13 protein-coding genes, 1 pseudogene and 1 riboswitch are annotated in these 15,860 nt (G+C 68.3%); of the genes and pseudogenes, 8 read left to right on the top strand and 6 right to left on the bottom strand.

Translation table 11 applies throughout. The features are described from left to right. The 6 genes and pseudogenes from M4D77_RS20540 to M4D77_RS20515 form a co-directional block, all read left to right on the top strand. A pseudogene (locus M4D77_RS20540) lies at positions 1-252 on the top strand (MFS transporter); the annotation flags it as partial. 181 nt (positions 253-433) lie between these two features. Then, entirely contained in the window at positions 434-1,282 is an 849-nt protein-coding gene (locus tag M4D77_RS20535; RefSeq protein WP_226514400.1) for a xanthine dehydrogenase family protein subunit M, read from the top strand. Beyond that, complete coding sequence (locus M4D77_RS20530; protein ID WP_226512937.1) at positions 1,279-4,044, top strand: molybdopterin cofactor-binding domain-containing protein; 2,766 nt, start codon at positions 1,279-1,281, stop codon at positions 4,042-4,044. Before M4D77_RS20535 ends, M4D77_RS20530 begins: the two co-directional genes overlap by 4 nt. Positions 4,045-4,218: 174 nt before the next feature. After that, positions 4,219-4,647: a hypothetical protein gene (locus M4D77_RS20525; protein ID WP_159370508.1), complete on the top strand. Its 429-nt coding sequence runs from the start codon at positions 4,219-4,221 to the stop codon at positions 4,645-4,647. A 102-nt stretch (positions 4,648-4,749) separates the two neighbouring features. After that, positions 4,750-6,198, top strand: a complete 1,449-nt coding sequence (locus M4D77_RS20520; protein ID WP_259937225.1) for a hypothetical protein — start codon at positions 4,750-4,752, stop codon at positions 6,196-6,198. After that, the gene (locus M4D77_RS20515; protein ID WP_159370506.1) at positions 6,195-7,532 is read left to right on the top strand and encodes a diacylglycerol kinase family protein; all 1,338 of its coding nucleotides are present in this window, start codon (positions 6,195-6,197) and stop codon (positions 7,530-7,532) included. Before M4D77_RS20520 ends, M4D77_RS20515 begins: the two co-directional genes overlap by 4 nt. A gap of 12 nt (positions 7,533-7,544) precedes the next feature. Here the strand turns inward: M4D77_RS20515 and M4D77_RS20510 are convergent, their stop codons facing one another. Next, the gene (locus M4D77_RS20510) at positions 7,545-10,325 is read right to left on the bottom strand and encodes a cation-transporting P-type ATPase (RefSeq protein WP_137809906.1); all 2,781 of its coding nucleotides are present in this window, start codon (positions 10,323-10,325) and stop codon (positions 7,545-7,547) included. A gap of 65 nt (positions 10,326-10,390) precedes the next feature. Continuing rightward, positions 10,391-11,224, bottom strand: coding sequence for a polyphosphate kinase 2 (gene ppk2 / locus M4D77_RS20505; RefSeq protein ID WP_259937221.1), 834 nt, complete (start codon positions 11,222-11,224; stop codon positions 10,391-10,393). A gap of 196 nt (positions 11,225-11,420) precedes the next feature. Here ppk2 and M4D77_RS20500 point away from each other — a divergent pair, with 196 nt between their 5' ends. Beyond that, a complete protein-coding gene (locus M4D77_RS20500; protein WP_226512936.1) occupies positions 11,421-11,702 on the top strand; it encodes a three-helix bundle dimerization domain-containing protein in 282 nt (93 codons plus the stop codon). 48 nt (positions 11,703-11,750) lie between these two features. Here the strand turns inward: M4D77_RS20500 and M4D77_RS20495 are convergent, their stop codons facing one another. The 4 genes from M4D77_RS20495 to M4D77_RS20480 form a co-directional block, all read right to left on the bottom strand. Continuing rightward, on the bottom strand, positions 11,751-12,977 hold the full coding sequence (locus tag M4D77_RS20495; protein ID WP_058250638.1) for an acyl-CoA dehydrogenase family protein: 1,227 nt from the start codon (positions 12,975-12,977) through the stop codon (positions 11,751-11,753). A gap of 113 nt (positions 12,978-13,090) precedes the next feature. Beyond that, positions 13,091-13,588 carry a histidine phosphatase family protein gene (locus tag M4D77_RS20490; protein WP_068970322.1) on the bottom strand — a complete coding sequence of 166 codons (498 nt, stop codon included), beginning with the start codon at positions 13,586-13,588 and terminating at the stop codon, positions 13,091-13,093. 17 nt (positions 13,589-13,605) lie between these two features. Beyond that, positions 13,606-14,436 (bottom strand): CbtA family protein, encoded by an 831-nt coding sequence (locus M4D77_RS20485; protein WP_259937219.1) that lies wholly within the window; start codon positions 14,434-14,436, stop codon positions 13,606-13,608. A gap of 6 nt (positions 14,437-14,442) precedes the next feature. Further along, positions 14,443-14,679 carry a CbtB-domain containing protein gene (locus M4D77_RS20480; RefSeq protein ID WP_058250870.1) on the bottom strand — a complete coding sequence of 79 codons (237 nt, stop codon included), beginning with the start codon at positions 14,677-14,679 and terminating at the stop codon, positions 14,443-14,445. A 35-nt stretch (positions 14,680-14,714) separates the two neighbouring features. Then, a riboswitch (cobalamin riboswitch) is annotated at positions 14,715-14,875 on the bottom strand. A gap of 17 nt (positions 14,876-14,892) precedes the next feature. On the opposite strand from M4D77_RS20480, the gene M4D77_RS20475 reads away from it, so the two are divergent. After that, a partial coding sequence (locus M4D77_RS20475; RefSeq protein ID WP_259937218.1) for a DEAD/DEAH box helicase occupies positions 14,893-15,860 on the top strand: 968 nt, incomplete at its 3' end.

Below are 15,860 nucleotides of genomic sequence, written 5' to 3'. Positions count from 1 at the left end.
CAGACCGGCGAGTCCAACGGCGTCAACGCCCTCATGCGGATCATCGGCACCTCGACGGCCGCCGCCGCGGTCGGCATGCTGCTGACGTGGTCGATGATCTCGGTTCCCGTCGCCGACGGCACCGCGATCGAGGTGCCGACCGCCGAGGGCTACCTGTGGGCGTCGGCGATCGCCCTCGTCATGAGTGCGATCGCCGCCGTGGTCGCCTTCGCGATTCCCGCGCACGGCCGCAGCACCGAGACCCCGGTCTGACGACCCGGTCACCTGCGGGCCGGGTCGCCGGCCCACGAGATGCGGACCGTACCGGATGCACGTAGCGTGACGCCGTGCTTCTCTCGACGTCGATCTCCGCGATCCGCTCCGACGGGCGCATCGGCCTCGTACGGTGGGAGCCACCCACCGCCGCATCCCGCCTCCTCGACAGGGCACGCTGATGGACCTCACCGCCGTCTCCCACTACCGGTTCGCGCGCACGCGGGATGAGGCGTTCCCCGCCCCCGGCGAACAGATCGTCGCCGGGGGCACCTGGGTGTTCTCCGAGCCGCAGCCGGCGACCACGGGACTAGTCGACCTGAGCGAGATGGGTTGGGCACCTGTCGAAGACCTGCCGGGAGGTGGTCTCCGGATCGCGGCCACCTGCACGATCGCCGAACTCGTCGCACTCCCCCCGCGCTCCGGCTTCGTGGCCCACCCGATGTTCGCGCAGTGCGCGAACGCACTGCTGGCGTCGTTCAAGATCTGGAACATGGCGACCGTCGGCGGCAACATCTGCCGGTCGTACGCGGCAGCGTCGATGGTCTCGCTGGCGGTCGGGCTCGACGCGACCGCCCACGTGTGGAGTCCCGATGGCACCGACCGCGATCTACCCGTCGCCGAGCTGGTCATCGGCAACGGCATCAACCTCCTGGCACCGGGAGAAGTCCTGCGCGCCATCGACTTCCCCGCCCACGCGTTACGCGCCCGCACCTCCGTGCGCAAGATCGCCCTCGCCGAGCTCAGTCGCTCGGGGGCCGTGGTGACCGGCCGGGTCGACGACGACGGCGCCGCCACCTTCGGGATCACCGCGGCCACCGAATGGCCGACCGTTCTGCGCTACACCGGGTTACCGACCCGCGACGCGCTGCACGACGACATCGTCTCGGCAAGTGGCTATTACACCGACGCGCTGGGTTCGGCCGACTGGCGCCGCGGCGTCTCGGCGGTGCTGGGCGAGGAGATCCGCACGGAGTTGTCGTCGGCGACGAACGGAATCAAGGACATGGGATTCGGAGCCGGCGCATGAGATTCGAGGTCAACGGAGAGTCGCTCGACGCCGAACCCGCTGCGGGACAGTGCCTTCGGATGCTGCTCCGCGAACACGCACACTACGAGGTCAAGAAGGGCTGCGACGCCGGCGACTGCGGGGCGTGTTCGGTGCTCGTCGACGGACAGCCCGTGCACTCCTGCATCTATCCCGCTCACCGCGCCGCCGGGAAGTCGGTGACGACGGTGGCCGGGCTCGGCACCCCCGACGACCTGCACCCCGTCCAGCAGTCCTTCGTCGACAACTTCGGATTCCAGTGCGGTTTCTGCACCGCCGGAATGATCGTGACCGCCTCCACCGTCACCGCCGAGCATCTCCCCGACCTGCCGCGGCGGATGAAGGGAAACCTCTGCCGCTGCACCGGTTACCGCTCCATCCGGGACGCGATCACCGCGGCCGCCACGGGCACCGCATCCCCCGCTGCGCCCGCGGAGCCCGCGCAACGGCCATTCGTGGGCGAGTCGGTCGCTCCGCTCGCCGCCCGGCGCGTGGTGACCGGAACCGAGCCGTACACCTTCGACGTCCCCACGCCCGGGACGTTGCACATCCACGTACTCGGTTCGCCGCACGCGCACGCACGGATCACCGCCATCGACACCACCGACGCCGCCGCGCTACCCGGCGTCGAGCTGATCCTCACCCACGAAAACGTCTCCACTCCGCGGTTTTCCACGGGACGCCACGAGAGCCGCCTCGAGGATCCCGACGACACACTCGTCTTCGACCCGGTGGTGCGATTCGTCGGTCAGCGGGTCGCCGCGGTGGTCGCGTCGTCCCCGGCCGTCGCCGACCAGGCCCTGGCGCTCATCGACGTCACCTACGAAGTTCTGCCCGCGGTCTTCGACCCGGAAGCGGCCAGAGGCCCCGGAGCCCCACTGCTGCACCCCGATCGCACTCCCGCCGACCGGGTCGCCGAGGCCCATCGCAACGTCATCGCCACCTTTCACGAGGGGTTCGGCGGCGACGTCGAGGCCGCACTCGCCGCATCGTCGGCGACTGTGCACGGCACCTGGTCCAGCGGGCGGGTCTCCCACGCCCAGTTGGAAACCCACGGGTCGATCGGGTGGTTCGACGAACACGGGCGCCTCGTCATCCGGACCAGCACCCAGGTCCCGTTCCTGGTCCGCAACGAGCTCGCGCTCCTCTTCGATCTGCCGCCGGAGCGTATCCGGGTCTTCAGCGCCCGGGTGGGCGGTGGGTTCGGCGGCAAGCAGGAGATGCTGACCGAGGACCTCGTCGCCCTGGCCGTACTCCGCACCGGCAAACCCTGCGCCTACGAGATGAGCCGCACCGACGAGCTGACCCGGACCACGTACCGGCATCCGATGCGGGTCACCGTCGACGTCGGCGCCGACGAGGACGGCAGGCTGACGGGCCTGCGGGTGAACCTGTTGTCGGACACCGGCGCCTACGGCAACCACGCGATCGGCGTGATGTTCCACGCCTGCGCCGAATCGGTGTCGGTGTACAACTGCCCGGTGAAGCGGCTCGACGCCGAGGTCGTCTACACCAACAACCCGCCCTCGGGCGCGTTCCGCGGTTACGGCCTCGGCCAGGTGGTCTTCGCCGTGGAGAGCGCGATGGACGAACTCGCGATCGAACTCGGCATCGACCCGTTCGAGTTCCGACGCCGCAACGCCGTCGCCGACGGCGATCCCCTCCTCATCGCACGCGCCGATCCCGAGGTCGACCTGGTCTACGGCAGTTACGGACTCGACCAGTGTCTCGATCTGGCCGAGCGTGCATTGCACGCCGGCAACGGGGTCGAGGCACCGTCGGGAGATCGCTGGCACGTCGGCGAGGGCATGGCCATCGCCGCGATCGCCACCATGGCCCCGCGCGGGCACTTCGCCGACGTCACCGTCGCGGTCGACGCCGCCGGCACGTACCACGTGGGCGTGGGCACCGCCGAGTTCGGCAACGGCACGACCACGGTCCACGCCCAGATCGTCGCCACCGCGCTGTCGACCGGACTGGACCGGGTCTCGCTGTGGCACGGCGACACCGATGCCGTCGTGCACGACACCGGGGCGTTCGCCTCGGCGGGCACGACCGTGGCCGGGAAGGCGCTGCACTCAGCATGTCTCGCGTTGCGTGACGTCCTCGTCGACGCCGCGGCGCGGCTCACCGGAACGGACCCGGCACAGGTCGGCCTCGGCGTGGAGGGCGCGCTCGTCGACGGCCGGATCGTCGGGTTCGGTGATCTCATCGGCGCTGTCGATCCGTCGAACCGGGTCGAGCACCCCGCGGGAGCGCGCGCCGTCGCCGCGGGCGCCGAACGCGGGGAGATGCGGTCCATCGCGTTCAACGTGCAGGCCTTCCGCGTCGCGGTCGACACCGAGACCGGCACCGTTCGCATCCTGCAATCGGTGCACGCGGCCGACGCGGGCACCGTGATGAACCCCGAGCAATGTCGCGGCCAGGTGGAAGGTGGTGTCGCGCAAGGCATCGGCACCGCGCTCTACGAGGAGATCATGATCGACGACGGCGGACGGCCGATCACGAACGTCTTCCGGGTGTACCGCGTCCCGCAGATGGCCGACATCCCCGTCACGGAGGTCTACTTCGCCGAGACCAGCGACGAACTCGGCCCGTTCGGCGCCAAATCGATGAGCGAGTCACCGTACAACCCGGTCGCGCCGGCGCTCGCGAACGCCATCCGTCGCGCACTCGGGAGCCGGCCCGTCGAGACGCCGATGTCACGCGACCGCATCTGGCGACTCGCTCGGCAAGAGACCTGACCCTTTTTCGTTAGCAATGCGCATCGGTTTGCGCGGCAACGGCATCGAGTTCCGGCACATGGTCACAATTCTGGGCCCGCTCTCGCCGAAACGGTTGCGGGGCGGCATGACTCGTAGGACACTCCCCCTGTACGGGTAGTCCACAGTCAAGGTTGTCCAGAGAAGGGCGTCGTCATGACTCACACCGCACCCACCCACGAGAACAACCGTCCATCCACCTCACAGAACATCGCCGCGGGGACCTCCATCGGCGCCGCGATCATCCTCATCGTCCTCGGTGTCATCCAACTCTTCCAGGGCATCGCCGCGGTCGCCGAAGACGAGGTCTTCGTCCGCGGCGTCGAGTATGTCTACAAGCTCGACTTCACCACGTGGGGCTGGATTCACATCGCCCTCGGGGTCGTGATGGCCGGCGTCGGCGTCGCACTCGTCACCGGCGCGACCTGGGCGCGGTTCACCGCGATCGTGATCGCCGGCCTGTCGATCATCGCCAACTTCCTGTGGTTGCCCTACTACCCCTGGTGGTCGATCCTGATCATCGCTCTCGACATCGTGGTCATCTGGGCCGTCTCGACCTGGCAGCCGAAGGCCGAATACCGCTAGATCCCGACCCACGCTCCACCGTCGAGGCGCCCCTCGGCGGTGGAGCGCGTTCTGTCAGCACCGGAACCCCAGACGATCAGCGGCCGGAAGGGCGGCGTCGAGATGACCACGGACACCAACGGACAGAGCGCGGAGCCGAGCGTCGGCATCACCGACTCCGAGCGCGCCGAACTCGAACAACTACGAGCCGAGGTCGCGCGCCTGCGCGACGCGGCCGGCACCGGGCCGGCCACCAAGACCCCCGACCCGACCCGGCGGAACCGGTGGCGCTGGTTCGCCGTCGCGGTCCTGTGCATCCTCGTCGCCGTACTCGCCATCACCTCGGTGACTTCGCGGTTCGTCCGTGGCGAGATCCTCGACACCGACCACTTCAGCACCGTCGCTCCGCTCGCCTCGGATCCCGCAGTGCAAGCCGAGATCTCGAACACGATCACCGATGAGATCTTCAGTCGCATCGACGTCGAGGGACTCACCGCGGCGGCGCTGACGACCCTGACCGACGCGGTTCCGGCCACCGAGAACGCACCACGCGTCGATCGGGCGGTCGAGGGTCTCGCTCCCGTCCTGGCCGGCCAGGCCCGCGGCTTCGTGCAACAGACCGTGTCGTCGTTCGTCGCCAGCGATCAGTTCGAATCCCTGTGGCTGCAGGCGAATCGGGCCGCACACACCGCCCTTGTCGCGGTCGTGACCGGTGACGTCGGACCGTCGTCGGTGACCGTGGACGACTCCGGCACCGTCAGCATCTCGCTCGGCACCGTGATCGACAACGTCAAGGCACGCCTCCTCGACCGCGGCTTCACCTTCGCCGAGAAGATCCCCGCCGTCGACAAGCAGTTCGTCCTGTTCCGCTCACCCGAACTGGTCCGCGCCCAGCGTGCCGTCTCGGCACTCGACACCGCCGCCGACGTCCTGCCCTGGCTGACGATCGCGCTCGCCTTCGCCGCCGTGGCCGTCGCACCCCGCGGTCGGCGTCTGCGGGCCCTCTCGCTCGCCGGACTGTCACTCGTCCTCGCCATGCTCGTCCTCGCCATCGCGTTGCTGATCGGCCGAGCGCTCTATCTCGACGCGATGCCGCCCGACATCCTCGCCCCGGATGCCGCGGCCGCCACCATCGACACAGTGCTCGATCCGCTGCGGTTGGCGCTGCGTGCCGTGGCGGTCCTCGGGCTCGTGGTCGCCGTCGGGGCCTACCTGCTGGGCGGGTCCGCCTCGGCCACGGCCGTCCGGCGCGGATTCGGCCACGGACTCGACTCGGTGCAGCGGATACGACGCTCGCGGCCGCCGAATGCCTTCGAGGAGAGCCTGTTCCGCGCGCGAATCGCGTTGCGCAGCGCGATCATCGGCATCGCGGCGCTGCTGCTCGTCTTCTGGAGCTATCCGACCGGTCTGGTGGTCCTCCTCATCGCCGTCTTCGGACTCCTCGCCCTCCTGATCCTCGAACTCGTGATCAGGCCGGCGAAGGACTGGGCCGCCCAGGACCGGAGCGAGGAGCCGGATCCGCCGGATCAGCAGACGCCCGATGAGGCGACGCCGGCCATCGAGACGGTATGAGTCAGGCGTCGGTCGCCGCCGAGGTCGCGCCGCCCACGACACGCAGATGGTGGGCGCGCGCGGCCATGGCGCTGACCGTCGCCGCGATCCTGCTCCCGGTGGCCGCCGCCGGCCTCCTCCGCCTGCTGGGCCTCCTGGCGATCTGTGGTGTCTGTGCCGTCGTCATCGTCGCCGCGGTGTACTGGTTCCTCATCAGCCGTGGTGTCCTCCGCATCGTCTCGGCCGCTCTCGCGGTCCTGCCGGTGGCGGTTCTCGTGGTGTTCCTCCTTCGCGAGCGACAGCTCTGGGTCGTGATCGCTGCCGCGCTGCTGGCGGCCGCCGCGGTCGGATGCGGTCGGCGCGCGCTGCGGCCGTCCCGCATCGACTCCCTGATGCCCGAACACCCGGCGCCGGACGTCCACCGCCCGTTCATCATCATGAACCCGCGTTCGGGTGGCGGGAAGGTCGTCCGATTCGATCTGCAGCGCAAGGCCGAATCCCTCGGCGCCGAGGTCGTATTGCTGGACGGGCCGGTGGAGATCGACGTGGAGCAATTGGCACGGGACGCGGTGGCGCGCGGGGCCGACCTGCTGGGTGTCGCGGGAGGTGACGGCACCCAGGCCCTCGTCGCCGGAGTCGCGGCCGAGGCGGGCGTACCCTTCCTGGTCATCAGTGCCGGCACCCGAAACCATTTCGCGCTCGATCTCGGGCTCGACCGTCAGGACCCCGCCCGGTGTCTCGACGCGCTGCGCGACGGCGTCGAGTTCCATGTCGACCTCTGTCACATCAACGGTCGGCCGTTCGTCAACAACGCGTCGTTCGGCATCTACGCCGAGGTGGTCCAGAGTCCGCAGTATCGAGATGACAAGACACGCACGGTGTTACGCATGCTTCCCGACCTCCTGGGCAGAGGGACGAGGTCGGGTCTGCGGGCCGTCGTCGGCAGCGAGACCATCGCCGATCCCCAGGCCGTCCTCGTCAGCAACGGCCCCTATGCCACGAACGACGTGGCCGGGCTCGGTCGCCGCACCCGCATCGACGAGGGACGGCTCGGGGTCGTCACCGTCTCGGTGTCCGACACCCGGCAGGCCGTCGGCCTCCTGCGGCGCACCCACGACCGCGGACTCGTCCAGCGCATCGCCACCGAGGTGACCGTCGACGCCGACGCCGAGGTCATCCCGGTCGGGGTCGACGGTGAATCGTTGCAGCTCACGACGCCGGTGCGGTGCACCATCACGCCCGGGGCGCTCCGCGTACGGGTCCCCCGGCACCGGCCCGAGACCCGGGTCGCGCCACCACAACTGGACTGGCTGCAGTTGTGGTACCTGGCGTGGAACCCACACCGGGCCTCGTAGCCGCCCGTTCGGTCAGCGAAGAGCTCGCCGGGGTGCCACCGCTTCCACGGCCGAGATCGCGGACACCGCCGGACTCCGGCGACGTCGCACCCACTTCTCCGCCTCCACCACGACGGGGATGATCAGCGACCATCCGATGCAGGCGAGCCACTGGCCGCCGGTCAGCGAGGTCGTCTGCAGCAGGTCTTGCAGAAATCCGAGCTCCACCGCGAGCACGGTGACGATGATCGGGATCGACAGGATCTTCACGGCGTTGACGATCGGCGGTGTGAGGCCCGACTCCGGATCGCGCCGCATCACCAACCCGGCGAACACCGAACCCAGGGACAGCACCACGAAGCCCATGGTCATCGGGACGTTCGGTTCGGTCGGGCTCATCGGACCGGGCGCCACCATCATCGCGACGAAGGTCACCGCGAACTGCAGGACCCCGTAGGCGAACCACTGCACGAACGACGCGCGATTCGTGATCGGCTGTTTCGGGTCCCGTGGTGGTTTGGCCATCAGATCCGGTGCCGGCGGGTCCTGCATGATCACGATCACCGGGAACAGGGTGATGAAAAAGTGCTGGAAGACCACCATCAGCGGCGCCAGCGCGACGCCCTCGTTGATGTCGAAGATGCTCGCGACCAAGAACAGGAGCACCAGTGAGAACAGCTTGGACATCTGGTAGCGGATGTAGGCGACGATCTTGTCGTAGACGCTGCGCCCCAACCGGATCGCGGTGATCAACGTCCCGAAGTTGTCGTCGGTGAGGATCAGCTTGCCGGCCTGCTTGGTGACCTCGCTGCCCGAGCCCATCGCCACCCCGATGTCGGCCTTCTTCAGCGCGGCCGCGTCGTTGACCGCGTCGCCGGTCATCGCGACGACCGCGCCCTGGCGCTGCATCACGTCGGCGAGCCGGAGTTTGTCCGACGGCGTGACACGCCCGAACACATGCAACCGCGGAAGCGCCTCGGCGAGTTCCTCGTCGGACATCGCGGCGAGTTCGGTACCGCTGATGGCCCCGGGACCGAGTCCCAGCTGCGCACCGATCGCCGACGCGGTTCCCGTGTGGTCCCCCGTGATCATCCGCACATCGATCCCCGCGGCGTGCGCCGTGCGGACGGCGTCGACGGCCTCGGCACGCAACGGGTCGATGATCCCGACCATCCCGACGAAGACGAGATCGTCCACGAACGCCATCGGGTCGGCGGTCACCTCGTCCTCCCGGCCGTCGAGCACGCGCGCGGCGAAGGCCAGCACACGTAGGCCCTCGGCCGACATCTGCTCGTTGGCCGCCTCGATCTCGGCCCGGACCTCCGCCAGCTCCACCCTCTCCCGTCCGGGGCGGAACGCCCAGCGGCAGCGGTTCAGCACGACATCCGGACCGCCCTTGACCATCTCGACGAGACGGACGGTGCCGTCCACCGGCAGCCGGTGGAACGTCGCCATGAACTTGTAGGCCGAGTCGAATGGAACCTCGGCGAGACGGGGATAGGTCTGGCGGGTGAGCGGCGCGTCGACCCCCATCTTGGCTGCCAGCACGATCAGCGCCGCCTCGGTCGGATCGCCGATGACGGCGCCGGCGTCCGACACGGTGGCGTCGCTGTCGAGGCACAGTCCGTACGCGAGCATGGTGAAATCGGGAACCGGCTCGCCCGCCGCCTGGGTGATGCTCCCGGTCTTGCCGTAGCCCTCACCGTCGACGGCGAACCACTGACCGTGGAAGTACAACGAGCGCACCATCATCTGGTTCATGGTGAGTGTCCCGGTCTTGTCCGAGTTGATCAGACTCGTCGCGCCGAGCGTCTCCACGTCGGTGAGGTTCTTGACGACCGCCTTGGCATCCGCGAGCTGCCGGGCCCCGAAGGCGAGCATCGCCTGGACGAAAGTGGGCAGACCGGAGGGTATCGCCGAGATGCCCATCGAGATACCGAGCAGCATCACCGTCGCCAGGTCTTGTCCGCGCACCAGCCCGATCACCACGATGATCGCCACGGCGGTCCAGGCGATCACGCCCAGGATCTTGGTGAGTGAATCCAGCTCGCGCTGCAGGGGTGACCGCTGTGGAGCGATCGCCGACAGCATCGACGCGATCTGTCCCATCTGCGTCCGCATCCCGGTCTCGGTGACGACCATCGTCGCCGTGCCGCGGGTGACCGAGGTGTTCTGGAAGAGCATGTTGCTGCGGTCACCCAGGGCCAGCTCGACATCGGTGAGCGCGGCGGGGTCCTTCGGGATCGGCGCGCTCTCGCCGGTCAGCGCGGCCTCCTGCGTCTCCAGCGTGGCGGCCCGCACCAGACGTCCGTCGGCCGGCACCAAGTCGCCGGCTTCGAGCTGCACGATGTCCCCGGGAACGAGTTGCGCCGCGGGAACTTCCACCAGGACTCCACCCCGGACCACGCGGGCCTGCGGAACCTGAATCCGCGCCAGGGCGTCCACGCTGGCCCGGGCCTTCAGCTCCTGCCGAGTGCCCAGCACCAGGTTGAGCACCACCAGGGCGGCGACCACCAGCGCGGTCGAGACCTCCGCGATCACCAGGCTGACGATCACCACGGCGATCAGCATCAGGTTCATCGGATCCTTGAGCTGCAGCAGCACCAGTGCAGCCACCGACGGGGCCGGTTCCGCGGCGATCACGTTGTCGCCGAACCGCGTCCGTCGGTCGTCGATCTCGGCCGACGACAGTCCACCGGTGCTGTCGGACTCGAGCGCCGACACGACGGATTCGACGTCCTGGACGTGCCAGGCCGGTGCGGGGGCGTCGTCCTCCCGACGTTCCGGTGACGACGGCGGGCGTGCGATGGCCATACAACTCTCCTGCCTCGGGCTCGGGCGGTGTCGTGACTACTCGACTGCGGTTCGGTTTCGGGTCGTCAATACGGGGTCGGGATCCAGTGCAGGGCCTGCTCGGGTGGCCGATAGTCCTTGGCCTTCTGCCGCTTCGGCAGTTCGATCCGGGGACGTTCGAGCGGCGTGTAGGGAACCTGACCGAGAAGGTGCTCGATCACATTCAACCGACCCCGTTTCTTGTCGTCGGTGGAGACGACATACCAGGGCGCCCAGCCCGTGTCGGTGAACCGGAACATCTCGTCGCGGGCCCGCGAATAGTCGTACCAGCGGCTGTAGGACGCGAGGTCCATGTCGGAGAGCTTCCAGATCTTCCGCGGATCGTCGATCCGGCTCTGCAGGCGAAGGGTCTGCTGTTCCTCGCTGATCTCGAGCCAGTACTTGAGCAGGATGATCCCCGACTCGACCATCGACCGTTCCACCGTGGGCACCTGTTCCAGGAACTGGTGTGCCTGCTTCTCCGTGCAGAATCCGAGCACTCGTTCGATGCCGGCCCGGTTGTACCAACTGCGGTCGAAGATGACGACCTCGCCGGCCGCGGGCAGATGCGGAATGTACCGCTGGAGGTACATCTGCGACTTCTCCCGTTCGGTGGGAGCGGGCAGCGCGACCACGCGGAAGACCCGCGGGCTCACCCTGGCCGTGATCGCCTTGATGACTCCGCCTTTGCCCGCCGTGTCCCGGCCCTCGAAGACGATGCAGACCTTCGCCCCGGTCGCACGGACCCATTCCTGCATGGCGACCAACTCGGCGTGCAGCGGTTCGAGATGCTTGCGGTACTTCTTGCCCGACATCGGGCCCGCCGGGTCGCCGTGATCCGGGCCTCGGAGTTCACCCGAGGACGATGAGTAATCTGGCATGGCCGTACGCTCCCGTGGCTGGACCGAATGACTAACTGGTCATTCTGTGCCACGTCCGAGGCATCCGCGCGGTAACCGACGAAGAGGACGCGCAATTGTCGTGGCAGGTACGGAGCACACCGTCGCATGCTCGATCGTGACCAGTCGTTTCCCCGATGAGCCTGCAGCCGCAAAGGTTTTCCCGCAGAATGTCCCAATGGCTCGGGTTGAGGAGATGCTCGAAGTCGAACAGGTGATTCGTCGCCTGATCGCACGGTTTCCGGTTATGGCTGTCGACGACATCGACGCACGTGTGCACGCCGTCTACGGACGATTCGCCGACTGCAAGGTCAGGATCTTCGTGCCGTTGCTGATCGAGAAGGCGGCTCGACGCGACATCGAGGACTTCCTGGCACAGCCGGACCACCTGACGCTCGTGTCGCCGACGCCCGGCACCACGCCGCAGACGGTCGAGGTCCGGGCCGGCGAGGTCGCCTGAACCCGGCCCGATCGTGTCGGCATGGTCCGACACGACCGGGCCTGTTCGTCAGCCCCGCAGCAGCCCCTTGGCGACGTGGGTCACCTGGATCTCGTTGCTGCCGGCGTAGATCATCAGCGACTTGGCGTCGCGCGCAAGCTGCTCCACGCGATACTCGGCCATGTAACCGTTGCCGCCGAACAACTGCACCGCCTCCATCGCGACGTCGGTGGCCGCCTTCGACGAGTAGAGCTTCATCGCCGACGCCTCGGACAAGCTCAGCGGCTTGCCCGCCTTGCCCCGCTCGAGGGCACTGAAGAGCATGTTCTGGACGTTGATGCGCGCGACCTCCATCTCGGCCAGCTTGAGCTGGATGAGCTGGAACTGTGCGATCTCCTGGCCCCACAGCTTGCGGTTCTTCGCGTAGTCGATCGAAAGCCGTTGCGCCTCGTTGATGATGCCCAGCGACAGGGCCGCGATCCCGACCCGCTCCGCGGTGAAACCGGCCTTGGCGCCTTCGGATCCGCGCGCGTCCGAACCGGTGTCCTCGGTCTCGCCGAGCAGGCGGTCCTTGCCGACGCGCACGTTGTCGAAGAACAGCTCGCCCGTCGGCGAACTCATCATGCCCATCTTCTTGAACGGCTTGCCCTGGGTCAGTCCCGGCATCCCCTTGTCGAGGACGAACGACAGGACCTTACGGTCCCGCATCGGGGTGCCGCTGCCGTCGTCGAGCTTGGCGAACACGACGATGGTGTCGGCGTAGGGGCCATTGGTGATGAAGGTCTTCTGCCCGTTGAGGATGTAGTCGTCACCATCGCGACGGACCGTTGTCTTCATACCGCCCAGCGCGTCCGATCCGGAGTCGGGTTCGGTGATCGCCCAGGCGCCGACCTTCTCCATCGTGACCAGTTCGGGCAGCCACCGCTTCTTCTGGGCGAGCGTGCCCTTGCCGCGGATGGTCGAGGCGGTCAGGCCCATGCTCACGCCCAGGGATGCGACGAGACCGAGACAGACCCCCGCCAGTTCGATGTTGACCATCATGAACATCGAGCCGCCCATACCGCCGCCGTCGCCCGAGGGCTTCTTCTTCTCCCCGTTGGCCTCGGCCTCGAGTTCCTTCTCGAGAGCGTCCTTGGCCATCGCGTCGACACCGAAGCTCGACAGCAGTTTGCGAGTGATGTCGTAGGGCGGCAGCGTGCCGGATTCGAGTTCGTCGAGATGTGGCCGGATCTCCTTGTCGATGAACGCCCGCAGGGCGTCCCGAACCATCAGATCTTCTTCGGACCACTCGAACATCGTCACACTCCCAGACCGGTGTCCGCGCAGGGGCGAACACGTTTCAGTTTTGTCGTCCCCAACTGTGTCAGGAGTCACTGCCGATGTCTAGGTACGTCGTCGCAGATCTGTTCCTACCGAGCATCGGTGCAGGTGTAGAGGGTGGCCGGACGCACCTCCCGCGCGAAGAACCCGTCCGCATCGACGCACAGCAGGGCCTGCGCCACCGGCATCGCGACCACCACGTAGCCATCGCCGTGCTCGGCCTGCCCGGCACGCCAGGCATGGACTCGGTCGACGAACTGCGCGACACTCTCACCCCCGTGCGGGCGGGCCTCCGGGTCGGTGAACCACCCGCCGAGGTCGACGGGGTCGATCTCCTCCGGGGACAGGCCCGACCACGCACCGACATCGAGCGTCCGCAGCGCGTCGTCGACGATGAGGCCGCCTGTCGCGCCGAGTATCTCGGCGGTGGCGCGGGTCGCCGCCTCCGGGCCGCAGATGTCGATCGGGCGGGTGAGCGACGCGCTCAGAGCGAGCACGTCGCGTCGACCACGCTGATCGAGAACCGGGTCACCGCCGAACCGCACCGACCGGTTGGGGCCGGTGCGACCGGCGGTGATGATCTGCATGCCGGGCAGTGATCGCCTCAGTTCGGCACGGAGACCGCGCGAGCGCGGTCAGTCGCCTGCGACCGGGCCATCGCCCCCACGATCAGAGCGAACGAGACGGTGAGAACCGTCCACAGAATGACCTGGTTGGCGATCGCATACCCCCGGAAATCCCCGATCACGTCACCGGGAAAGCCCGGGAACACGATCTGTCCGGCGTCGTCGCGGACCGGGCCGGGGACCTCGCTGAACGACGGCAGGAAGGCGAGCACGATCGCGATGCCGGCCAGATAGGCGACCGTGGCCGCGACCGCCGAGACCAACCCACCGATGCGCGGGCGCAACCACGACGCCAGGACCACCGCCGCGATGGCGAGGATCACCGACGACACGGTGATGGTGAGGAAGGCACCGGTTCGTTCGCCGATGGTGTCGTCGTCGCCGACGGCGGGTGGGTTCGCCGGGTAGGCGAAGAACGGGACGGCGAAGACGGCGACGAAACCGATGCCGCCGAGCACGCCCGCGACCGCACGGGGATCCGTGGCCGGATGACGGCTGCCGACGTGGCTCCACAAGACCGTGAACGCCACCGCGAAGAACGCGCCCATGCACACCGCGAACACGACGTTGCCGATCCCCGCGCCGAGGTTCTCCTGCATCGCGCGGGTGAACAACTCTCCGCCCTCACCATGGGTGTGACCACCCGGTTCGGCGGCATGGGCCAGGGCCTCCTCGGCCGCCGAGCGGGCGCTCTCGTAGTCGATGGCCTTGCCCACGACGGGTTCGAGGTAGAACCGCGCGAACACGAACGAGACGATGCCGGCGATCAGACCTGCGAGCAGGCCGGCGCCGATGAACTTCTTCTCCATGTCGACTCAGTGGCAGGGGAAGCCGAGGAAATGGCGGGCGTCGTGCACGAACTCGTGCACGTGGGTGTCGGAGCCGAAGACCGACACGACCCCCTGGTCGTAACCGAGGAAGTAGTACGCCAGCCCGGCGAGCAGCACGGTCAGGCTGAGCCAGAGCGCCGCGCTCGCGACGGAGATGTTCGGTACGGGCAGGGCACGGGCCGGGGCGACCGGTGATGCCGCCTCGGTACGGGGAGCTGTCATGGTGGGTCCTTTCGCCGATCTCGCGTCGGAGAGTTCACGGGTGGTGCACGCCGGCACGGCATCCTGACTCACGCATGCCCCGTCACGTCGACCGTGTCGATCTGGGCTGCGTTCACAGTGGCGCGACCGTTCCGGACTCTCACCGGATTCCCCGTACAGGCGTGAGGAGACTGTATACCGCGTTCTGTCGTACGAGTGCGACATAGTGGAGAGATGCCCCGCCCCTCGGTGCTCGACCGCTTCACCGCCCCCACCCGGCGGTGGTTCTCGGGTGCGTTCACCGCGCCCACCGCTGCGCAGAAGGGCGCCTGGACCTCCATCGCCGACGGCGCGAACACCTTGGTCATCGCACCGACCGGGTCCGGGAAGACCCTGGCCGCGTTCCTCTGGGCTCTCGATCGGCTCGCCGCCGACGCCGGCAATCGTCCCGCGGGCACCAAGGTCGTCTACATCTCGCCGTTGAAGGCGCTGGCCGTCGACGTCGAGCGCAACCTGCGCGCACCGCTGACCGGCATCACCCGGGCGGCCCAGGAGCTGAACCTTCCGGAGCCCAACATCACCGTGGGCGTGCGGTCGGGCGACACCTCCGCCGCCGATCGGCGTGCGCTGGTCAAAACCCCACCCGACATCCTCATCACCACCCCCGAGTCGCTGTACCTGATGCTCACCTCGGCCGCGCGGGAGAGTCTCACCGGCGTGGAGGCGATCATCGTCGACGAGGTCCACGCGGTCGCCGCGACCAAACGAGGTACCCATCTCGCGCTGACCCTCGAGCGCCTCGACGAACTGCTGGACAAACCCGCCCAGCGGATCGGCCTCTCGGCGACGGTCCGCCCGCCCGAGGTGGTCGCGGGGTTCCTGTCCGGCGCCGCGCCGTGCCAGGTGGTCAAACCCAAGGCCGACAAGACATTCGACCTGCGCGTCGACGTCCCCGTCGAGGACATGGCCAACATCCCGCCGCCGGTGTCCGATGCCGACCCCGCGGCGCTGGACGACGCGTTCTCGCCGACTGCCGGCTCGTTGTGGCCGTACGTCGAGGCCTCGATCGTCGACCAGATCGAGGCGAACCGCGCCACGATCGTCTTCGCCAACTCCCGACGCCTCGCCGAGAAGCTCACCGCTCGGCTCAACGAGATCCACGCCGAGCGCCACGGCGAGCCTGCCGAACCGACCGGCAATCC

The organism is Gordonia sp. p3-SID1431, from assembly GCF_025143765.1.
GTDB lineage: Bacteria > Actinomycetota > Actinomycetes > Mycobacteriales > Mycobacteriaceae > Gordonia > Gordonia hongkongensis.
Note: the sequence above shows the minus strand (reverse complement) of the source record. Positions and strands in the feature narration are given on the sequence as shown.